Annotated in this window: 22 protein-coding genes and 1 tRNA gene; 17 read left to right on the forward strand and 6 right to left on the reverse strand. The window is 69.2% G+C overall.

What is annotated here, in order from left to right:
• Positions 1-52 precede the first annotated feature (52 nt).
• The 5 genes from BJY22_RS10780 to rplA all read left to right on the forward strand — a co-directional run bounded on the left by BJY22_RS10780 (position 53) and on the right by rplA (position 2,885).
• A tRNA-Trp gene (locus tag BJY22_RS10780) sits at positions 53-125 on the forward strand.
• A gap of 55 nt (positions 126-180) precedes the next feature.
• On the forward strand, positions 181-423 hold the full coding sequence (gene secE, locus BJY22_RS10785) for a preprotein translocase subunit SecE (protein ID WP_130384685.1): 243 nt from the start codon (positions 181-183) through the stop codon (positions 421-423).
• A 392-nt stretch (positions 424-815) separates the two neighbouring features.
• Positions 816-1,646, forward strand: a complete 831-nt coding sequence (gene nusG, locus BJY22_RS10790; protein ID WP_167218112.1) for a transcription termination/antitermination protein NusG — start codon at positions 816-818, stop codon at positions 1,644-1,646.
• Positions 1,647-1,658: 12 nt separating this feature from the next.
• The gene (rplK, locus tag BJY22_RS10795; RefSeq protein ID WP_167205787.1) at positions 1,659-2,090 is read left to right on the forward strand and encodes a 50S ribosomal protein L11; all 432 of its coding nucleotides are present in this window, start codon (positions 1,659-1,661) and stop codon (positions 2,088-2,090) included.
• Between the two features lie 72 nt (positions 2,091-2,162).
• On the forward strand, positions 2,163-2,885 hold the full coding sequence (gene rplA, locus BJY22_RS10800; RefSeq protein WP_167205788.1) for a 50S ribosomal protein L1: 723 nt from the start codon (positions 2,163-2,165) through the stop codon (positions 2,883-2,885).
• 68 nt (positions 2,886-2,953) lie between these two features.
• Here the strand turns inward: rplA and BJY22_RS10805 are convergent, their stop codons facing one another.
• Positions 2,954-3,793 (reverse strand): methionyl-tRNA formyltransferase, encoded by an 840-nt coding sequence (locus BJY22_RS10805; RefSeq protein ID WP_167205791.1) that lies wholly within the window; start codon positions 3,791-3,793, stop codon positions 2,954-2,956.
• Positions 3,794-4,018: 225 nt separating this feature from the next.
• Between BJY22_RS10805 and srmL the strand changes: the two genes are divergently transcribed.
• Positions 4,019-5,137 (forward strand): PheS-related mystery ligase SrmL, encoded by a 1,119-nt coding sequence (gene srmL, locus BJY22_RS10810; RefSeq protein ID WP_167205793.1) that lies wholly within the window; start codon positions 4,019-4,021, stop codon positions 5,135-5,137.
• Here the strand turns inward: srmL and BJY22_RS10815 are convergent.
• From BJY22_RS10815 to BJY22_RS10825, 3 genes are read right to left on the reverse strand one after another with little or no spacing between them, the layout of a single operon-like run.
• Complete coding sequence (locus tag BJY22_RS10815; RefSeq protein ID WP_167205795.1) at positions 5,134-5,766, reverse strand: bifunctional 4-hydroxy-2-oxoglutarate aldolase/2-dehydro-3-deoxy-phosphogluconate aldolase; 633 nt, start codon at positions 5,764-5,766, stop codon at positions 5,134-5,136. The genes srmL and BJY22_RS10815 overlap by 4 nt on opposite strands.
• A 12-nt stretch (positions 5,767-5,778) precedes the next feature.
• On the reverse strand, positions 5,779-7,365 hold the full coding sequence (locus BJY22_RS10820) for an N-acyl-D-amino-acid deacylase family protein (RefSeq protein WP_167205797.1): 1,587 nt from the start codon (positions 7,363-7,365) through the stop codon (positions 5,779-5,781).
• A gap of 1 nt (position 7,366) precedes the next feature.
• Positions 7,367-8,671: a type III PLP-dependent enzyme domain-containing protein gene (locus BJY22_RS10825; protein ID WP_167205799.1), complete on the reverse strand. Its 1,305-nt coding sequence runs from the start codon at positions 8,669-8,671 to the stop codon at positions 7,367-7,369.
• Between the two features lie 137 nt (positions 8,672-8,808).
• Between BJY22_RS10825 and BJY22_RS10830 the strand changes: the two genes are divergently transcribed.
• The 11 genes from BJY22_RS10830 (at position 8,809) to rplL (ending at position 18,703) form a co-directional block, all read left to right on the forward strand.
• Entirely contained in the window at positions 8,809-9,783 is a 975-nt protein-coding gene (locus BJY22_RS10830) for a sugar kinase (RefSeq protein ID WP_167205803.1), read from the forward strand.
• Positions 9,780-10,514, forward strand: a complete 735-nt coding sequence (locus BJY22_RS10835) for an IclR family transcriptional regulator (RefSeq protein WP_167205805.1) — start codon at positions 9,780-9,782, stop codon at positions 10,512-10,514. Before BJY22_RS10830 ends, BJY22_RS10835 begins: the two co-directional genes overlap by 4 nt.
• A 15-nt stretch (positions 10,515-10,529) precedes the next feature.
• On the forward strand, positions 10,530-10,934 hold the full coding sequence (locus BJY22_RS10840) for a RidA family protein (RefSeq protein ID WP_167205807.1): 405 nt from the start codon (positions 10,530-10,532) through the stop codon (positions 10,932-10,934).
• An 88-nt stretch (positions 10,935-11,022) separates the two neighbouring features.
• Positions 11,023-11,838, forward strand: coding sequence for an IclR family transcriptional regulator (locus tag BJY22_RS10845; RefSeq protein ID WP_167205809.1), 816 nt, complete (start codon positions 11,023-11,025; stop codon positions 11,836-11,838).
• Positions 11,838-13,019, forward strand: coding sequence for an MFS transporter (locus BJY22_RS10850; RefSeq protein WP_167205811.1), 1,182 nt, complete (start codon positions 11,838-11,840; stop codon positions 13,017-13,019). Before BJY22_RS10845 ends, BJY22_RS10850 begins: the two co-directional genes overlap by 1 nt.
• Positions 13,020-13,128: 109 nt before the next feature.
• Positions 13,129-14,025 carry a hypothetical protein gene (locus BJY22_RS10855; RefSeq protein ID WP_167205813.1) on the forward strand — a complete coding sequence of 299 codons (897 nt, stop codon included), beginning with the start codon at positions 13,129-13,131 and terminating at the stop codon, positions 14,023-14,025.
• A 262-nt stretch (positions 14,026-14,287) separates the two neighbouring features.
• On the forward strand, positions 14,288-15,421 hold the full coding sequence (locus tag BJY22_RS10860; RefSeq protein ID WP_167205815.1) for an IS110 family RNA-guided transposase: 1,134 nt from the start codon (positions 14,288-14,290) through the stop codon (positions 15,419-15,421).
• 14 nt (positions 15,422-15,435) lie between these two features.
• Positions 15,436-16,083 carry a hypothetical protein gene (locus tag BJY22_RS10865; protein ID WP_167205817.1) on the forward strand — a complete coding sequence of 216 codons (648 nt, stop codon included), beginning with the start codon at positions 15,436-15,438 and terminating at the stop codon, positions 16,081-16,083.
• Positions 16,080-17,417, forward strand: a complete 1,338-nt coding sequence (locus BJY22_RS10870) for a hypothetical protein (RefSeq protein ID WP_167205819.1) — start codon at positions 16,080-16,082, stop codon at positions 17,415-17,417. Before BJY22_RS10865 ends, BJY22_RS10870 begins: the two co-directional genes overlap by 4 nt.
• A gap of 213 nt (positions 17,418-17,630) precedes the next feature.
• Complete coding sequence (gene rplJ, locus BJY22_RS10875) at positions 17,631-18,248, forward strand: 50S ribosomal protein L10 (RefSeq protein ID WP_167205821.1); 618 nt, start codon at positions 17,631-17,633, stop codon at positions 18,246-18,248.
• Between the two features lie 62 nt (positions 18,249-18,310).
• Complete coding sequence (rplL, locus tag BJY22_RS10880; RefSeq protein ID WP_167205823.1) at positions 18,311-18,703, forward strand: 50S ribosomal protein L7/L12; 393 nt, start codon at positions 18,311-18,313, stop codon at positions 18,701-18,703.
• 46 nt (positions 18,704-18,749) lie between these two features.
• Here the strand turns inward: rplL and BJY22_RS10885 are convergent, their stop codons facing one another.
• Both BJY22_RS10885 and BJY22_RS10890 read right to left on the reverse strand, forming a co-directional pair.
• A complete protein-coding gene (locus BJY22_RS10885) occupies positions 18,750-19,274 on the reverse strand; it encodes a phosphatase PAP2 family protein (RefSeq protein WP_167205825.1) in 525 nt (174 codons plus the stop codon).
• The gene (locus BJY22_RS10890; RefSeq protein WP_167205827.1) at positions 19,253-20,704 is read right to left on the reverse strand and encodes a PhoX family protein; all 1,452 of its coding nucleotides are present in this window, start codon (positions 20,702-20,704) and stop codon (positions 19,253-19,255) included. Before BJY22_RS10890 ends, BJY22_RS10885 begins: the two co-directional genes overlap by 22 nt.
• Positions 20,705-20,844: the final 140 nt, after the last annotated feature.

The raw sequence follows: 20,844 nt of genomic DNA on the forward strand, positions 1-20,844 counted from the left end.
TGATCCGGCATGCCCGAGATCAGGTCCGACGCGGCGTCCGGATGGATTGCAGAGGGCACTAGCTCAACTGGCAGAGCATCGGTCTCCAAAACCGAAGGTTGGGGGTTCAAGTCCCTCGTGCCCTGCAAATCCTGACCGGCGCAGGGCCGGTCAGGCCGCCGCTAGCGAAAGAGGTAGGTCGTGACGGAGACGCGCACCCCGGCACCGTCCGGCGCCGGCAAGCCTGCGGAAGGCAAGCAGGGCAGGGGCCTGCTGCGCTTCTACCGCCAGGTGGTCGCCGAGCTCCGCAAGGTCGTCTGGCCGACCCGCAAGCAGCTCTCCACCTACTTCGTCGTCGTCCTGACCTTCGTGGTGTTCGTCATCGCGATCGTCTCGGTCCTCGACCTCGCCTTCGGCTGGGCGATGTTCAAGATCTTCGGCTGAGGTTCGCCGATCGGCCTCACGCAGGTCCCGGGCTCCCGGCCCGACCCGAAGCAAGACAAGACCCCGATGCACAGATGACGGAGTACGACGTGTCCGAGCGCGACGACGAGATCCTCGACCACGAGGACGAGTTCGACGTATCCGACTCCGACGACGACCTCGACCTCGATCTCGACTTCGACGAGGACGCCACCGACGACGACCTGTTCGTCGCCGACGGCGACGACGACCCGTTCGCGGACCTCGACGACGAGGCCGGGGACGAGGACGAGGAGACCGGCGACGAGTACTCCGCCGACGACGAGGCCGAGCAGCCGCGGCCGGACGCCGACGCGTCCGGCGACGAGCCGGTCGCCGAGGTCCCGGCGGCCGACGCCGCCGAGGCCGCCGAGGTGGTGACCGCGGCGGACGTCGAGGACGCCGCCGACGAGACCGACGAGACCGCCGAGCCGAGTGCTGAGCCGGCTGCCGTCGACGAGGTGGTCTTCTCGAGCGGTGACGCCGACGACGACGCCGACGACGACGCCGACGACGAGGCACTCGCCGCGGCCGCCGCGGCGGTGGCTGACGACGAGGCCGAGGAGCCGGAGCCCGAGGAGCCGGGTGACCCGCTCGAGGAGCTGCGCAGCCGCCTGCGCTCGCAGATCGGCGACTGGTACGTCGTGCACACGTACTCAGGGATGGAGAACCGGGTCAAGGGCAACCTGGAGAACCGGATCAACTCCCTGAACATGGAGGACTACATCTTCGAGATCATCGTGCCGACCGAAGAGGTCGCCGAGATCAAGAACGGTCAGCGCCGGATGGTGAAGCGCACCGTCCTCCCCGGCTACGTGCTGGTCCGGATGGACCTGACCGACGAGTCCTGGTCGACCGTGCGGCACACGCCGTCGGTGACCGGTTTCGTCGGGAACAGCCAGAAGCCGGTCCCGCTCAGCCTCGAAGAGGTCGAGAAGATGCTCGCTCCGGCTGTCGTGGCGGCAGCCGAGGCGGCGGCAGCCGAAGCCGGCGCCGCACCCGCCAAGACCGCGGCCAAGAAGAAGGTCGAGGTCGCCGACTTCGGTGTCGGGGACTCGGTCATGGTGGTCGACGGGCCGTTCGCGACCCTGCACGCCACAGTCACGGAGATCAATGCCGAGGCCCAGCGGATCAAGGCCCTGGTGGAGATCTTCGGCCGGGAGACCCCGGTGGAACTCAGCTTCAACCAGATCCAGAAAGTCTAAGGACCCGACAGAATGCCTCCCAAGAAGAAGATCGCTGCCCTGGTCAAGGTGCAGCTCCAGGCCGGTGCCGCGACGCCGGCACCGCCGGTCGGTACCGCGCTCGGTCCGCACGGCGTCAACATCATGGAGTTCTGCAAGGCGTACAACGCCCAGACGGAATCCATGCGCGGCAACGTCGTACCGGTCGAGATCACGATCTACGAAGACCGTTCCTTCACGTTCGTCACCAAGACGCCGCCGGCGCCGGAGATGATCAAGAAGGCCGCCGGTCTGCAGAAGGGCTCGGCCGTCCCGCAGCGCGACAAGGTCGGCAAGATCACCAAGGACCAGGTCCGCGAGATCGCCACCACCAAGATGCCGGACCTGAACGCCCGCGACATCGACGCAGCGATGAAGATCATCGAGGGTACGGCGCGCTCCATGGGCGTCACCGTCGACGGCTGATCGCATCAACTTCACGCAGTAGTGGCAGGGCGAAGCGCCGCCCGGTAGACCACATCCCAGAGAGGACAAGCAATGGCACAGCGCAGCAAGGCTTACCGCGCCGCCGCGGAGAAGATCGACTTCGATCACCTCTACACGCCGCTCGAGGCGATCAAGCTCGCCAAGGCAGCGGCCGGCAGCAAGAAGTTCAACTCCACCGTGGACGTCGCGATGCGTCTCGGGGTCGACCCTCGTAAGGCCGACCAGATGGTGCGTGGCACCGTCAACCTTCCGCACGGTACCGGCAAGACGGCACGGGTCCTCGTCTTCGCCACCGGTGAGAAGGCCGAGGCCGCGAAGGCCGCGGGCGCCGACTTCGTCGGCGACGACGACCTGATCAAGAAGGTCACCGACGGCTGGCTCGACTTCGACGCCGTCGTCGCGACTCCCGATCTGATGGGCAAGGTCGGCCGCCTCGGCCGCGTGCTCGGCCCGCGTGGGCTGATGCCGAACCCGAAGACCGGCACGGTGACCCCGGACGTGGTCAAGGCCGTGAACGACATCAAGGGCGGCAAGATCGAGTTCCGGGTCGACCGGCACGCGAACCTGCACTTCATCATCGGCAAGGCCTCGTTCGACGAGACCCAGCTGGTGGAGAACTACAGCGCCGCGCTCGAGGAGATCCTCCGGCTCAAGCCGGCCAGCTCGAAGGGCCGCTACATCAAGAAGGCGGTCTTCTCGACCACGATGGGGCCGGGTGTTCAGGTTGACCCCAACCTGACCCGCAACCTCACCGAGGAGAACGCCGAGGCCTGAGCCTCCGCCGCACCTCAGCACCGGAATGCCCCCGCCACGGCGGGGGCATTCTGCTGTCCGGGCGGAGTTCAGCCGCGGGTGAGGCGGAGCGGACGGTCGGCGGTCTGGACCGTCCATCCGTCGGCATGCTGCTCGAGCACGCTGCCGGGGGCCGCGGTGCTGTCGGTGTCGACCAGGTCTGTGCGCGTGACGAGATGGGTGGCGCCGTCCAGGTGGACCTGGGCGCTGGGAGCGGTGACGTTAAGGGCGGCGGCCTTGCGGCGGATCACCCGGGAGCGCTCGGTCAGGTCGAGGACCCGTTCGGCGTCGGTGAACAACGGCGCCTCGGACGCGGCCGCGGGGTCCTGCGGGTCACCGGGATCGCCCGCGACGAGCCGCGGCACCGCCTCGTCGAGGCATTCGCTCAGGAGCGTGCGCCAGGACTCCATGAGGCCGGTGCCGTTCAGGTCGTCGGGCAGTGGCGCGATGCGCTGGGCGAGGATCGCGCCGGTGTCGAACTCCGCCGCGGTCCGGTGCACGGTCGCCGCGACCCGTTCGTCGCCTTCGTAGATCAGCCGCTGCGGTGTCGGCCCGCGCCCGGCCGGCAGCGGTGACGGGTGGCAGTTGATCGCGCCGTACTTCGGGATGTCGAGGATCTCGCGCGGGATCAGGCGCGGGAACGCGGCCGAGATCACCACGTCCGGCTGCATCGCGGCGATCACTGGCGCTGCGACGGTCCGGAGCTTGCGGGTGATCAGGACGTTCAGGTCGTCGGGTAGGCCCATCACCATCGGGTCGGCCGCGCCGTACCTGGTGGTCTGCGGCAGCGTCACCACCAGGGCCAGCTCGTGACCGTTCCGTTCGGCGAACTCGTGCACGAGCCGGAAACCGGGCAGGAAGGCGTTCAGTCCGACGATCCGCAAACTCATGCGGTTCATCGTCGCACCCGGTCCGTTCACCGTCGGGTGAATTTCCCGGCGGCGCCGGAGGGCGGGCGGTAGACTTCGTGGCATGACGCAGTACGGGCGGCGATTTCTGCGCCCCGGCCGGCACGACGGTGCCGACGGGGTGAGCTGCTGCTGCGCTCTCTCCTGAGGTGACCGCGGCCGACCGGGGTGGACCCCCGTCGAGACCGTCACCCTGGAGAGAAACCCATGGCTGTCCTCACCGTTCAAGAACTGCACGCTGCCCTGACGCTCCGCGACCTTGCCGATCCGGCGCAGGGCCCACACGCCGTCCAGCTCGTCGTCGACGCGATCCGTACGGCGCTCGGCGCGGCCTGGCCGTACACCGAGATCTGGACCCGCCGGGACCATCCCGTCGTACCGCTGGCGGACAACTACGACAACCTCGGCTACGCGACCGACGCGGTGACGCGCGAGGCTCGCTACACGCGGTACGTGTCGGAGACCGAGGTATTGCGGAGCCACACGTCCGCGATGATCCCGCCCGCGCTGCGCGAGCTCGCGAAGTCCGAGGCGTCCGATGTGCTGATGATCTGCGCCGGCATGTGTTACCGCCGGGACTCGGTCGACTGGCAGCACACCGGTACGCCGCATCAGCTCGACCTGTGGCGGATCAGCCGCAACGTCACGCTGGGCGAACCGGAACTCGAGGCCATGATCGCCCGCCTGGTCGAGACCGTCCTGCCCGGCCAGACGTACCGGACCGTGCCGGCCGTCCACCCGTACACGATCCACGGCCGCCAGATCGACGTACTGCTGGACGACCAATGGATCGAGATCGGGGAGTGCGGGGTCGCGGCGCCGCACGTTCTGCGGCTGGCAGGCCTCGACGACAGCTGGACCGGTCTCGCGATGGGCCCGGGCCTCGACCGGCTCGTGATGCTCCGCAAGGGCATCCGTGACATCCGGCTGCTCAGGTCCACGGATCCGCGCGTCGCGGGGCAGATGCTGGATCTCACGCCGTACAAGGAGGTCTCGTCGATGCCGCCGGTCCGCCGCGACCTGTCCGTCGTCGTCGGCGAGGCGGCGGACGTGTCGGCGGAGACGCTCGGTGACAAGGTCCGCGGCGCGCTCGGTCCGGATGCCGATGCCGCGGAGTCACTCGAGGTGCTGAGCGAGACGTCGTACGACGACCTGCCGCCGTCTGCTCGCGAGCGCCTCCAGATGACCCCGGGCCAGCGCAACCTGCTGGTCAGGCTGGTCCTCCGGCCGGTCGACCGCACTCTCACCGACGCGGAGGCGAACACCTTGCGAGACAAGGTCTACCGGGCACTGCACGAAGGCCCGGTGCTGGAGCTGATCGGTTAGAGGGCGGCGCAGAAGGTCTTCGCCTTGGCGGTGATGGATTCCCAGTTGGCGGCGGCGACGTCGGCGGGGGAGACGACGTCGGTGCCGGCGCTGACGGCCAGGGCCCCGGCGGTCAGGAAGTCGTGGGCGTTGGTGGCGTTCACGCCGCCGGACGGGATCAGCGGGACGCCGGGGAACGGGCCGTTGAGGTCCTTGAAGTACTTCGGGCCGAGGTGGTGCGCCGGGAAGATCTTCACGGCGGTGGAGCCGAGCGCGAGCGCGGTCATCACCTCGGACGGCGTGAACGCCCCGAGGACGACAGGGATCCCGGCGGCCCGAGCGGCCTCGGCGACGCCGGCGGCCTCGGGGCCCTGGCCGGGCGTGACGAGGAACTGGGCGCCGGCGTTGATCGCCTGGGTGGCCTGGTCCGCGGTCTGGACGGTGCCGGCGCCGACGACCGCGCCGGTCTCGGCGGCGGTCGAGGCGGCCCGGTCCAGGTGCCGGGGGAGATCCGGGGTGGTGTAGGTGAGCTCGACGACATGGATGCCGCCGGCAACCAACGCGGCGCACAGGTCGCGGGCGTCGGAGATCTCCGGGGCCCGCACGACGGTCAGGACCCGATCGGCGCGGAGCAGCTCCAGGGTGTTCACAACAGGTTCCTCTCAGGTGGTACGGCGGATGGCGTGGCCGGGGAGGGCCGCGGTTCGGTGGGTGTCGTCGATGACGGGGACGCCGTTGACGAGCACGTACGGGATGCCCTCGGCGGATCGGCGGGGATCGGGGAACGTGGCGGTGTCGCGGACGGTCTCGGGGTCGAACAGGACCAGGTCGGCGGCGTACCCCTCGCGGATCAGGCCGCGGTCGGGGAGCCGGAGGCGGCGGGCCGGGCGGCCGGTGAGGTGGTGGATGCAGTCGGCGAGGTCGAGGACGCCGAGCTCGCGGACGTAGTGCGCGAGGTACCGCGGGAACGTGCCCCACGACCGCGGGTGCGGCTTGCCGCCGACCAGGATCCCGTCCGAGCCCCCGGTGTGCGAGCGGTGCCGCATGATCGCGCGCACGTTTTCCTCGTGGCCGACGTGCTGCAGGATCGACGTCGCGAGGTCATCGGCCAGCAGGATCTCGTAGAAGACGTCCGCGGCCGGCCGGCCGGAGCGGGACGCGAGCTCCGCGACGGTGTGGCCAACGTTTTCCGAAAGCGTTTGATTGCGGACCCCGCCGATCTCGATCGTGTCCCACTCGACGACACAGCCGTGGCAGCCGTCGGTGCCGACCTGCTCGAGTTCGTACGTGATGCGGTCGCGGGCGGCCGGGTCGCGCAGGCGGGCGAGCTGGGCGTCCGGCCCGCCCTCGGCCGTCCAGCTCGGCAGGATCGCGGCCAGGGTGGTTGCTCCTGGCAAGTACGGATACGTGTCGGTGGTGACGTCCACGCCGGATGCGAGCGCCTCGTCGATCATCGCGACCAGGTCGGCGCCCCGGCCCGCGTTCGGCGCGAAGTTCATCACCGCGTGGGTCAGGTGCAGCGCGCAGCCGGCGCGGCGGGCCACGTCGACCATCTCGCCGTACGCCTCGAGGGCGCCCTTGCCGTACGAGCGCTGGTGCGGTGCGTAGTACCCGCCGTACCGCGCGACGATCTCGCAGAGCGCCACGAGCTCGTCGGTGTCCGCGAACATGCCGGGCGTGTACGTCAGCCCGCTGCTCATCCCCACCGCCCCGTCGCGCAGCCCGTCGGCGAGCAGCTGTTTCATCCGCGCCAGCTCGTCCGGCGTCGCCGGGCGGTTGGACGTACCAACGACCATCATCCGCAGCGTGCCTTGCGGGACCAGGTACGCCGCGTTGCAGGCGATGCCCTGATCGAGGCGGTCCAGGTACCCGGCGACCGTCGACCACGAGAAGTCGAAGTTGTCCGGCTCCCCGTTCCAGCCCGCGATCTGCCGGCGGACGACGGCCAGCGCCGGGTCGTCGATCGGGGCGAAGGAGAGCCCGTCCTGGCCGAGCACCTCCAGCGTGACGCCCTGGCTGACCTTCGCGGTGTGGTCGGGGTTCACCAGGATCTGCAGGTCGGAGTGCGAGTGCATGTCGATGAAACCGGGCGACAGCACCAGCCCGTCCGCGTCGACCGTCCGGTGCGCGGCCGGCAGGTCGTCGCCGATCGCGACGATCCGCCCGGCGTCGATCGCGACGTCCGCGTGGTACCCGGGCGACCCGGTGCCGTCGACGACGAGCGCTCCATCGATCCTGAGCTCCGTCATGTCAGAAGAACGTCCGGACCAGGTCGACCACCACCGGATCGGGCGCGTCCGGGTCGTCGACGACCGGGATCAGGCCCCACTTGTCGAAGGCCGTGCAGGGATGCGACAGGCCGACGCGCAGCTCGTCCCCGATCACCACCGGTACCGCCTCGGCGAAGTGCAGGAAGCCGTGCTGGTCGTTGAGCTTGCTGACCTTCATCCCTGCGGCCGGCAGGATCGGCGCCCCCTCGGACCGCGGCCGGATCAGCTGCGGCTCGGGCCAGTCCTGGTCGAACGGGAAGTCGCGCCGCCCGGCGTCGAAGATCGCGAGGCCGGGCTCAGGCTGCGACGTGATCCGCATCCAGCCGTGCATCGCCGGTACGAGCTGTTCGCCGTCGGTCCGCGGATGCTCGCCGAGCGGCGACACCCGGCGGTACAGCCCGTCGTCGTGGGAGATGTACGCGCCGGACCGCAGTACCACCCGGGCGCCCTCGCCGGCCTCGGAGGCGAGGACCTTCGCGACCTGCTCGAAGTACTGGCTCCCGCCCGCGCTGACGATCGGCACGACGTCGGCGTCGTACTGCGGACGCAGCCGGTGATGCACCGTGGCCAGGTCCCGCAGGTACGCGCGGACCTCCTCGAGGTCGGCCTCCTCGACGCCGTGCCCGATCGCGCCCTCGTATCCGGCCACGCCGACAAGCCGGAGCGTCGACGCCTCGGCGATCGCCTGCCCGACGGCCAAGGCGGTCTCGAGATCGCGGGCACCGGTCCGGCCGCCGATCCCGCCGACCTCGACCAGCACGTCGAGCGGCCGGGCGTCGGGGCCGACGTACGCCGACCTCGCCGCCTCCATCAGCTCGACGGTGCGGACCGAGTCCGCCCACACCATCACCTCGAACGACGGGTCGGCCGCGAGCTCGTCGGCGATCCAGCGCAGCTGCAGCGGGGAGATCACCGCGTTGGCGATCAGCACCCGCTGGACGCCGTACGCGCGGGCGACGCCGAGCTGGAACGCGTTGGCGAGCGTGATCGCCCAGGAGCCGGCGTCCAGCTGCATCGCCCAGAGCGCGGGCGCCATCGTGGTCTTGCCGTGCGGCGCGAGCTCGACGCCGTGCCGCGTGCACCAGGTGGCGAGGGTGTCCACGTTGTGCCGCAGCCCGGGAGCGGACAGTGTCATCAGCGGAGTCGGGAGCTGGGACAGCCGCGGCCGGTCGGCCAGCACGTCTGCGACGGTCCGGCCCCAGAACGCGGGCGGGAGTGCCTTGTCCTGCCAGCTCACCTGCTGATCGGCGAGAGCGGCGACGGCGTCGGCATCGTAAGCAGGCATCTGATCCCCTGGGGCTAGGATTGCAAAATACGCAACGATGATTGCGTATTCTGACTCGTCGGTTGTAGCATCGCGCCCGAAGTCGCGTCAACGCACACTGTGCTCCCATCCCATCACCCCGCCGCCAAGGAGTGCCGATGCCCGAACCGCTTCCTGAGACGGCCGCGATCTGCCTGGGGGAGGCGATGATCATGCTCGCCGGCGGCTCCGGCCCGCTGGCGGACGTGGAGGTGTTCCAGCGGTCCGTCGGTGGAGCGGAGTGCAACGTCGCCGGTGGGCTGGCCGCGCTCGGCGTGCCGACCGGATGGATCTCGCGGCTCGGCGACGACGGGTTCGGGCAGCACGTACTGCGGGATCTGCGGACGCGAGGCGTCGAGGTCGGGGGTGTGGAGCTGGACCCGCTGCGGCCGACCGCGCTCTACGTGAAGGAGTCGGTGGACGGGCGTTCCCGGATGCACTACTACCGGTCGGGCTCCGCGGCTGCGGCCATGGAGCCGGGGTTCCTGGACCGGACCGAGGTACGGGACCGGTTGGCGCAGGCGCGGCTCGTGCACACGACCGGCATCACGGCGGCGATCTCCACGACCAGCTCGGACATGCTGGAGCGGCTGGCGACGGAGCCCCGTGAGTTTCTGCTGAGTGTTGATCTGAACTGGCGGCCGGTGCTGTGGCGGGACAGGGATCCCGAGCCGTTGTGGCGGTTGCTGAAGGCGGCGGACATCGTGCTGATCGGGGCGGACGAGGCTCAGGTCTTTGCGGGGACCAGCGATCCGGAGGAGCTGTATGAGCGTCTGGAGGCGCCCGTTCTGGTTCTGAAGGACGATGCGCACTCCGCGATGGTGCTGGAGCAAGGCGGGCGCACTGAGGTCCCAGCACTGTCCGTAGATGTTGTTGAGACAGTGGGTGCGGGGGATGCGTTTGCGGCGGGGTTCTTGGCGGGCACCTTGCAGGGGCTGTCGATGGTGCAGCGGTTGCGGCTGGGGCATTTGAATGCTGCTGCGGTGCTGACTGCGCCGGAGGACCACGCGCCGCCGCCGACGCCAGACGTTCGCGAGCGCCTCCTGAACGCGACGGACGAGGAGTGGGCAACGACGAAGATCGGCCCGGCATGAGTCAGAGCTTGGCCAGGGCGCTGCAGATCCTCACCAGCCTTGGTGAAGGCGAGCGGACGCTCGACCAGCTCGCTGTCGAGCTCGGCGTTCACAAGACGACCGTCCTGCGGCTTCTGCGCACCATGGAAGCAGAGCGGTTCGTACGGCGGGACGCCGCGCACAGGTACCGCCTGGGGTCGCGGCTGTTCGCGCTCGCCGACGTTGCCCGCGAGCAGCAGGTCGTACGCGAGGTCGCCGCACCGCATCTGCGCGAGCTGAACCAGAGGACCGGTCAGACCGTCCACCTGGCGGCCTGGGAGAACGGTGAGGTCATCTACATCGACAAGCTCGACAGTGTGCGCTCGGTGCGCATGTATTCGCAGGTCGGCGTACCGGCGGCGCTGCACTGCACCGCGGTCGGCAAGGTGCTGCTGGCCGCGCAGCCGAAGCGGCAGCGGGATGCGGTGCTGGCGACGCTGGAGTACACGGCGTACACACCGAACACGATCACCGACCCTGACCGGTTGCGGGCCGAGCTGGAGACCGTCGAAGAACGTGGCTGGGCGCAGGACAAGGCTGAACACGAGTCGTTCATCAACTGCATCGGGGCGCCGCTGAAGGACAGCACCGGCCGCGTCGTCGGGGCCGTGTCGTTGTCGGTGCCCGACGTACTGCTGAACTATGACCAGGTGCTCGAGCTGCTACCCGACCTGCTCGCCACCGCGAACGCGATCAGTGCCGACTACAACTGAGAGGTGTCAGACCCTATGTCCGACAAGAGCGCAGTCTCCACCACCGACGCGCCGCCGCCGATGCCGGTGTTCTCGCAGGGCGTCCGCAAGGGGAACATCCTGCAGGTGTCCGGCCAGGGGTCGGTCGACCCGGCCACCGGCGACTTCGTGTTCGCCGGTGACGTGAAGGGCCAGACCACCCGGGTCCTGCAGAACATCGAGGCGATCCTGAAGGCCGGCGGGGCGAGTATCGACGACGTGGTGATGCTGCGCGTCTACCTCACCCAGCGCGAGGACTTCGCCGCGATGAACGAGGCGTACGCCGACTTCGTCTCCACCCGCACCCCGAGCGGCGTCCTCCCGTCCCGCACCACCGTCTTCACCGGCCTCCCGCTCCCCGACATGCTGGTCGAGATCGACGCCCTCGCCGTCCTCAGCTGACAGCACGACCCTTCTGAAGCCCGGGCCAGGTGGTCCGGGCTTTTGGACTGCCTGGCGGTCATCCCGTATTGCGGGATACGGTTTCGCCATGCAGGAAAATCCTCAGCGGGGGTCGGTGCAGTCGATTGATCGGGCTGTGGCGATCCTGCGGTGCTTCGACGTGCGGGCGCCGGAGCTCGGGATCAGTGATCTGGCGCGGGCGACCGGGTTGTCGACGAGCACGGTGCACCGGCTGCTGCTGGCGATGCAGGAGAACGGGCTCGTCCGGCAGACGGACCAGCGGCGGTACGCGATCGGGCCGCTGGTCGTCCAGCTGGCGCACAACGGTGGGATCCCGACCGGTCTCCGTGATGCTGCCCTGCCGGTGCTGCGTGCGCTGCGCGATGACACGGGGGAGACCGCGGCCGTGCACGAGTTGCTCCCGTCAGGGCAGCGCGTTGTGCTGGACCAGGTGGAGAGCTTCCACCAGTTGCGCCGTACCTACACGGAGTTCGGTCTGCCGGTCGCCTTGCCGCTCGGTGCGCCGGGGAAGGCGTTGCTGGCGTTCCTGCCGTTCGAGCGGCAGCAGGAGGTCCTCAAGGGACCGCTGGAACAGGTGCAGCCGGCAACCATCACCGATCCTGAGGTGCTCGCGGAGCAGTTCGCCGACATCCGGCTGCGCGGGTACGCGATGTCGCGGGTCGAGCGGACGCCGGGGATCTGCAGCGTGGCGGCGCCGGTGTTCGGCTACACCGGTCAGGTTGCCGGCTGTCTGAGTGTGTCCGGCCCGGAGACGCGGATGCCGGTGGAGCGGATGGAGGAGTTCGGGATGACGGTCGCCGAAGGTGCCTGGTCGGTGTCGGAGTTGCTGGGCGCGACCCCGGCCGCACGGGACCGCAGTACGGCGCTGGCCGGCGGCCGCTGATGTCCCAGGGCCGGAGCCTTTGGAAGATCGCGCCTGCTGTCTATCTGCCTGCTCTGCTGTACGGAATCGGTCAGGGCGCCATCGCACCGGTTGTCGCACTGTCGGCCACGCACCTCGGTGCGTCGGTTGCTGTGGCCGGTCTAGTGGTCGCCGCTGCCGGACTGGGACAGGTGATCGGTGACATCCCGGCTGGTGCGCTGACGAACCGGATCGGTGAGCGCACAGCCATGCTGGCCGCCACCGTCCTCGTCACGCTCGCACTGGCCGCGTGCCTGGTCGTTCCAACGGTGTGGGGCCTCGCGATCGCCATCGGCTGTACCGGAGTGGCCGGTGCGGTCTGGGGCCTTGCACGGCAGGCCTATCTGAGCGAGGCGGTGCCTGTCGAGCTCAGAGCGCGTGCATTGTCCACGCTGGGCGGCGTACAGCGCATCGGCTCCTTCATCGGCCCGTTCCTCGGTGCGGGTGTGATGAGGTTCCTCGGTACGGACGGCGCGTACTGGGTGCACCTAGTAGCCGCAGTACTGGCCTGTGTGCTTCTCCTGAGCCTGCCGGACGTTGCACATACCCGTGCGAAGGGATCGATGGCCGCGCAGTCCACCTGGGGTGTCATCCGCGACCATCTCCCGGTACTGCGGACGCTCGGTGTCGGAGCGTTGCTCGTCGGAGCAGTCCGGGCCTCACGACAGGTGGTGATCCCGCTGTGGGCGCAGCACATCGGGCTGGATCCGGAGACGACCAGCGTGATCTTCGGACTGTCCGGTGCGGTGGACATGTTGCTGTTCTATCCGGCCGGTTCGGTGATGGACCGGTTCGGTCGGAAGTGGGTCGCCGTACCGTCGATGGCTGTGCTGGGGCTGGCGCATCTCCTGCTGCCGTTGACGCACACCACGGCCACCCTGACCGCGGTCGCGCTGCTGATGGGCATCGGGAACGGACTGGGTTCCGGGGTGATCATGACGCTCGGCGCGGACGCCTCTCCACCTGTGGGCCGGGCGCAGTTCCTCGGCGCGTTCCGCCTGTTCGCGGACACCGGTAACGGTGCCGGACCGCTGCTGCTCGCCGGCGCGACGGCGGTCCTCGGACTCGGCCCCGCGATCGTGATCATGGCCGGGACCGGCTGGGCCGCGGCAACCGCCATGCACCGTTGGATCCCGGCGCATCCGACCAAGGGACCATCCTGAACGACGCCGGACCGCGAGGTACGGGCGGAGTACGGGCAGCGTTGCGCAAGCGGTGATCCGTAGGTTCTTCGGGCGAAGCCATGCCCCGAACTCTGGAGGAATCACCCTGATGCGTAAGCCCATCGTGGCCGGTGCGACGGCGCTGCTGGCCGTTGCCGCGGCTGGTCTGGCCGTGACCGGCGTCGTCGTGAACGCCCGCCCGGCGGACGCGGCCCTCGGTGATGTCCCTGCGGACTGCTCGGCCTCCACAACGGCGTACCGCGCGGACCTGCAGCGGCTCACGTACCGGTACTCCGCCCAGAAGACCAGCATCGGGGCCTACGCGAACGACAACCCCACCAGCTTCGTGCCGACGGCGCATCAGAACCTCGGTGGCGCCGGGGACGACACCGTCTTCCGGAGCACCGACTACGCCGCCCATCCGAGCCAGGACCACCTCTACAAGGTGTCTCGCGAGGGCAAGCTGGTCGACGGCACCTGGCATATCGTGAACTCGAGTTCCTCCCACATCAGCAACGGATTCGCCAGCACCCGGATCCTCGCCTACGCCCACCCCTACCTCTACCGCGTCACAGGTAGCTCGCTCTACCGCTACACGCTGAATGCAGACGGCGTTCCGACAGCGAAGGTGAAGCTGTCCGGCACGGCGTGGAACACGGTCAACACGCTCGTCTACGAGCGCACCGAGGGAACCGGCACGGCGGCCGTCGACGTGCTGATCGGCACCAAGGCCAACGGCGAGCTCAAGGAATGGCGGATCAAGCGCGCCACGCCGACGAGCAGCATCGCCTCGACGGTGCTGAAGCAGGTCGGCTGGGCCAAGTTCACCAGCCTCAGCACCGGCTATTGTTCCGCACACACCGGCGGCCGGGTGCTGCTCGGGATCACCGCCACCGGCGCCGCTTCGGTGCACTTCGACGCCAACGCGAAAGACCGGGACGGCTCGGACATCAAGGGCGGCTCACTCGGCGAGCTCGGCTGGACCGCGAAGGCCTACGGTCAGTAACACGACCATGACGCTGACGTAGGTTGCCTATCAGTGTCAGGGTGATGCTGCCGCTCACGCGGTGGTTGGATCCTGAGCATCCGTGTCTGGCTCTTAGGTTGGCTGCCGCCTGCGGGTTGGCGTCCACGGGTTTTGCCGGCGCCGGGTGTGAAGGGACCGACCGGCGTGACTTGATAGGAGCGTGGCATCGCCCCCACTGAGATGTGTCCGCCGGCCGGTCCGACCGTCCAGTCACTGATCAGGGTGAAAGGAGGCAACCACCATGGTGTCACAGCTGTCACAGGCGTCGCAGGTGGTTGTTGGGGCCGACGTGCACAAGCACAGCCACACGTTTGTCGCGGTCGACGAGACCGGCAAGAAGCTGGGTCAGCTCACGGTGCGGGCCGACAGCACAGGGCACGACAAGGCGGTGCGGTGGGCCCAGGCCCAGTTCGGTGCCGCCGGGGATTCCGGGGATGGTTGCGGGGATGGTTGCGGGGATGGTTGCGGGGCCGGGATCAGGTGGGGAATCGAGGACTGCCGGCATCTCTCGGCGCGGCTGGAGATCGATCTGCTCGAAGCCGGGCAGCATGTGGTGCGGGTGCCGCCGAAGCTGATGGCTGAACAGCGACGCACGGCCAGGACCCGGGGAAAGTCGGACCCGATCGACGCGCTCGCGGTCGCGCGGGCAGTGCTGCGCGAACCGGATCTGCCGGTCGCGGCGCATGACGAGGCGTCGCGGGAGCTGAAACTGCTGGTCGATCACCGCGACGACCTGGTCGCACAGCGGACCCAGGTGGTCAACCGGTTCCGCTGGCACCTGCACCGCATCGACCCCACCGTCGATCCGGCGCCCGCATCGCTGAACCGGGCCAAGACCCGGCGATGCATGGCCGAGTTGCTCGCAGACCGGTCCGGGATCGACGCCCGGCTTGCCCGGGAACTTCTCACCGATATCGAGACCCTCACCGCACGGGTGAACACGCTCAAGACCGAGATCGCCGCGCTGGTGGCCGTCCAGGCCCCGGCCCTGCTCGAACTCGAGGGCTGCGGGACCCTGACCGCGGCCAAGATCGTCGGCGAGACCGCCGGCATCACCCGCTTCCCCCACGAGGCCAAGTACGCCATGCACGCCGGTGTCGCTCCCATCCCTGTCTGGTCCGGCCGCACCGCCGGCCGGGTCCGGGTGAACAGATCCGGCAACCGCCAACTCAACGCCGCTCTCCACAGAATCGCGGTCACCCAGATCCGTCTCGGCGGCCTCGGCAAGGCCTACTACGACAAACGCCTCGCGGCCGGCGACTCCACCACCGAGGCCCTGCGCTGCCTCAAGCGACGACTCGCACGAGTCGTGTTCAACACCCTCAAGAACAACCCGTCAACCGCGACCGCAACCGGACTCGCGGCCGCGGCTTGACATAGGAGAAACCCGTGGAGTCCCTCCTGCCGTCGCTCGTCATGGCTGCCGTCGTCTTCGCGCTGTCGGCCTTCATCCTGCACAAGGCGCTGCCGAAGAGCTTCGTGCGCCTCGCCGACCGGCTGCCGTCCGGCCCGCCCACGGTCTTCTCGGTGGACGAGGTACGCCGGCGCGCGACCGGCCTGCTGAACCAGCTCGCGACCGAGCTGAGTGCCGCGGATCCGGGCGCGGTCGACCGAGACCTCTACGAACGCGCCGGTCTCGCACGCTCGGCGGCGGAACGCGTCCTGGACTCCGATCGGCTGACCGACGTGGTCGGCGCACTCGCCCTGTCCCGCTGCGGCCTCGACGATCTGCGCATTGCGACCAGGCAGTCGCAGACGCGGTACCGGCTGTGCTTCTTCAACCCGCTGCACGACGAGGCCGGGAAGGATGTGGACTTCAGGCTCGACGCCGGCACCGTGTCGGTGCCGGCCTGCCGGCGTTGTGCCGCCGACGTCCGCAAGGGGGCGAAGAAGCTCGACGCGGTTCCCGGTGACAAGGGGAAGCCCTACTTCCTCGGTGACGACGAGTGGGCGGTGACCGGCTACGGCGCACTGGTGGAGGACCTGCCGACGGCGTTGTTCCGCTACGAGCAGACCAAGCAGGAGACAGCGTCATGACGGCGATACCGTTGTGGGCCCGCGTCCTCCGTCACGTGACGGTCTGGGGAAGCGCCACACTCATTGCCGTCGGCGCCTATATCGGGGCGATGATCGCCGTGTCGGCCTTCCTCGACGATAGGCCCGACGTCGATTCCCACGACCGCGCCGCCGCCGCGCTGCGTGACGACGTCGTGTACGTCGACCAACGGGCGGCGAACCTGCTCGACCAGGCCACGCTGGCCGAGATCGAGAAGCGGGCAGCAGGCATGAGTCAGCCGACCCGGGTCGTGGTTTGGCCGAGGGACGGCGAATGGCTGGGCAACACCGTCGAGTACATCGCGGCGCGGTCGGACGTGGAGAGCAGGTTCCTCATCGTCGACCCGTGGGGCCTCACCAAGGTCGCCTCGACGCTCCCCGAGTCCGAACCGTCCGTCCCGGACACTCTGAACTCACCGGTGGCCGCAGCGCTGACCGAGGCGCTCGACAAGCTCGAGCGCACGCCAGTGCGCGGTGAACGGACGGAGTACGACGACGGAGGCGGCCTGCCGGGAGAGCAGTGGCTGGCCGCGGCGGCGGGGGCTGGGCTCGCGTTGTTCGCCGGATTCACCGTGCTGAGCGGTGTGGTCGTGGCCTTCAGCACCGTCCTCCTGGTGGTCATGTTCGCGGCCCTCGCGGTGGTGTCGTACCGGCGCCGCAAGGCCGGACCCGCGATCGCGCACATCGAGGCCCGGCCGGCGGAGCGCCGGCAGGGCCGGAACCAGGTCGTCTACCGGCCGCCGAACGACGTGCTGGTCCGGATCAACAAGGTCCGGATCACCGAGCGCGCCGAGCTGCTCCGCGACGAACTCCTCGCGCTCGGAGAACGCATGGCCGAGTCGACCGACCGTGTCGACGGACCCGCCTGGGCTCTGGCCCTCGACTGCTACGCGGTGGCGGGCCGGATCGCCGACACCGTCGAGGGCCGCGACGACCTGGCCGCCCAGGCCGACGTCGTCGCCGGTCTGGTCCTCGTGGCCCGCGGCCGGCGAGCCGCGGACGCGGCCGAGGCGGACCGGGAACCGACCGAAACCGTGGACTGCTTCGCGAACCCGTTCCACGGCGCGGCCGTCGGGCCCGTCCCGGCCATCTCGCTCGGTACGGAGCGGCCGCCGGCCTCGGTGCCGCAGCGGGTCGAGGTGTGCGCGACGTGCCGTGCCGCCGCGGCGAAGAGCATTGCCGTCGCGGACCCGCTGGTACTCGACGCGGGCAGCGCGACGGCATACTGGATGGCGGAGGTCCGGCCGTGGTCCGAGATCGGGTACGGCGCCCCGGGTCGCGACCTGATCGACGCCTGGAACCGGTCGCGGGTCTGAGCCGATTTGGTCAAACCGCTGTGCACCAGGCACACTGTTCATTGCCGAAGACCGCTGGTTGCTGCCCTAGGTAGCTGAAGGTCCCACTCAGGTGGGCGGCCCGCGCAGGTGACTTGGAAGTGACACAGGATGTCTCACGCCCTTGCGCCTGCGCAGGGGCGATTCTTTTTGTTCAGGGGTCCGAGGCGTGGAAGCCGATAGAAGGAGACCCCCATGGCGAGGCCGGACAAGGCAGCCGCTGTCGCGGAGCTGACGGACGAGTTCCGTAGCTCCAACGGCGCCGTGCTGACCGAGTACCGCGGTCTCACCGTCGCGCAGCTGAAGCAACTTCGCACTGCGCTCGGTGACGACGTGAACTACGCCGTGGTGAAGAACACGCTGACCAAGATCGCGGCCAAGGACGCCGGCGTCGAGTCGTTCGACGACCTGCTCGAAGGCCCCTCGGCAATCGCCTTCATCAAGGGCGACCCGGTGGTTGCGGCCAAGGGTCTGCGTGACTTCGCCAAGGCGAACCCCCTGCTCGTCATCAAGGGTGGAGTGCTGGACGGTAAGGCACTCGGCTCTGACGAGATCAGCAAGCTCGCTGACCTGGAGTCGCGTGAGGTTCTCCTCGCGAAGCTCGCAGGTGCGATGAAGGCGGCCCCGCAGCAAGCGGTGTCGCTGTTCGCTGCTCCGCTGTCGCAGGCCGCGCGCCTGTTCGCGGCGCTGCAGGACAAGCTGCCGGCCGCGGAGGCCGCCCCTGTGCAGGACGCAGTGGCGGACGAGGCACCGGCCGTGCAGGACACACCTGCCGAGGCGAGCACCGAGGAGACCGCTTCAGCCGACAGCTGAGGCATCTCACCGCAACACCCCATCAGTGATCATCAGCAACACCGTTAGGAAGGACCGCCAAAATGGCGAAGCTCAGCACCGAAGAGCTCCTCGGCCAGTTCAAGGAACTGACCCTGCTGGAGCTGTCGGAGTTCGTTAAGGCGTTCGAGGAGGAGTTCGGCGTCACCGCCGCCGCCCCGGTCGCCGTTGCCGCTGCCCCCGCCGCGGGTGGCACCGGCGCCGCTGCCGAGGAGGCCGCGGAGCAGGACGAGTTCGACGTCGTTCTCGAGAGCGCCGGCGACAAGAAGATCCAGGTCATCAAGGAGGTGCGCGGTCTCACGAGCCTCGGCCTGAAGGAGGCCAAGGACCTCGTCGAGTCGGCCCCGAAGCCGGTCCTGGAGAAGGTCGACAAGGCTGCCGCGGAGAAGGCCAAGGAGGCCCTCGAGGGCGCCGGCGCCACCGTCACCCTGAAGTGACACTCGCGGCGTAGCCGCAGCTCCAGCAGTACGCCGAAGGGCGGTCCTATCCAGGGCCGCCCTTCGTCAGTTTCCGCAGCGTGTACACCCATGCCAGCGCCCACAGCCACCCGGCCAGAACGTCGGAAGGGTAGTGCCGTCCGAGTGCCAGCTGCGCCCAGCCCGCACCCAGCAGCAGAGCGGCGCCCAGCAGTCCCAGTAATACAGTCAGCAGCCGACGGCGCAGGATCAGCACCAGCGCACCCACGAGAGCCGCCGTGTTCGCCGCATGCCCGCTCGGAAAGCTGTATTCGGACACGTCCGGCGGCAACGGCCAAAGATCCGGCCGCGACCGGCCGACGAGTTCCTTCAGGAGCGGATTCACCGCCCACACCACGCCGACTCCGGCCGTGAAGAACACCGCGTCCCGCCATCGGCGCAGTACCAGAAGCACGGTGAGCACGACGACCGCAGCGGCTGCGAGCGGCGCCAGCTCGGTCACGTCGCTGACGAGCTGGGCGACCGTTGCGTCGTCGTCGTGCAGCCGGACGAGGATGTCCTCCTCGCCGCTCAGACGCCGATCCGATGCCATGGTCCCCAGATGGCGAAGGTCAACCCGCGACTGGCCTGGATGTTGACGAACAGCGTGTGCCCGTCAGGGCTGAAGGTCGAGCCGGCGAACTCGTCGTTGAAGCGCGGCGCGCCCGTGAGACTGCTGGTCAGCCGGTTCAGCGCGATGTCCCACAGCTGACCGCCCCGGGACAGACCGCGCAGGTAGTTGTCGTCGACGTTGTCCTCGCACAGTACGAGCGTCCCGCGCTTGCTGGTCGTCACGTTGTCCGGGAAGTCCAAGGTGGCCCGGTCCGGCGACTGGTAGATCAGCTGCAGCTTCTCGGCTCTCGTGTGGTACGCCCACACCTGACCGAATCCGTTGCCGTAGCCACCGACCGGGTCCGGTCCGGTCTCGGCCGCGCCGCCGCCCTGTGTGGAGCAGAAGTACACGACGTTGTCGTCGTACACCTGTCCTTCCAGCCGGGAGAAGTACGCCGCGCCCTGTGCGCGACCCTGGTCGCCGACGTACACGAGCGCCTGGTCGTTCGTCGTCGGAGCGGTCTGTCCCGGTGTGTACGGGAACGTCGGTGCCGGGTCCTCGATGTCCACCCAGGTGACGTCGTACGTCGCCCGGTGTGGCTGCTCGGCCGCCAGGTTGAGGTTCGGCCGGCCCTTCACGGCCAGCATCTGCAGACGCCCGCCGTCCAGCAGCCGCCGGGTCGCGAGCGGGTTGCGCGGCGGGAGATACCGGAAGAACCCGGACGGGAACGCGAAGTTGTCCTCGGTCAGATAGAGGACGCCGTCCTTCGGGTCGAGCGAGACGGCCTCGTGCGCGAACCGTCCCGCGTGCGTGATCGGCTCCCGGTCGGACTGCCCGCGGGCCGGGACCTCGAAGACGAAACCGTGCGGCTTGGTCAGCGGCACGTTGGACGTTCCGGTGAAGTCGGGACCGACGTCCGGTCCGTTCACCGTTTCCTCGCAGGTGATCCAGCTGCCCCACGGCATGATCCCGCCGCTGCAGTTCATCATCGTGCCGTTCAGGCTGGTGTGCGCCCGGACCACTTCGCCGTACCGCGTGACTTCGATCGTCGTCGTGCCGCCCTGGGCCCGCACGTCGTACGGCGTGCCCGGGCCGAACGGCGTACCTGGGTTGTTGAGTTCGTGATTGCGGACGAGGACGACGTTCCCGTTGCTGCGCTGGAACGCGCCCATGCCGTCGTGCCGTCCCGGAAGGTTGGTGCCGTCGTCGAGGACGACCGGGAACTCCGTGTCGTGGAAGGACCGGTAGGAGAATCCTGGTGGCAGGTGCAGCCGGACCTTGCCGTCGCGCAGGTCCGGAATCGGCTGCAGAACCGGCGACCTGCCCGCGGCGGCCTGCTGGGCCACGAATCCCTGGAACGGCCCGCCCGCGAGCACTCCGCCCGCCACTGCCGCGCTTCCCTTCAGGAATGTCCGACGTTCGATGCTCATCCCGTGTCCCCTCCTCGGCCGGCCGAAGCCCTTGCTCGACGCTAACTTCGCCACCGCTGTCCGGACAGGTCTCGGCGATCGGGTCGCTGTGTGTGTCGGGTCGTTTGCGCTGCGATACCAGTTCCGGCGCTGGTCTGAGT

Origin of the sequence: Kribbella shirazensis, from assembly GCF_011761605.1 — a bacterium.
GTDB classification, from domain to species: Bacteria; Actinomycetota; Actinomycetes; order Propionibacteriales; family Kribbellaceae; genus Kribbella; species Kribbella shirazensis.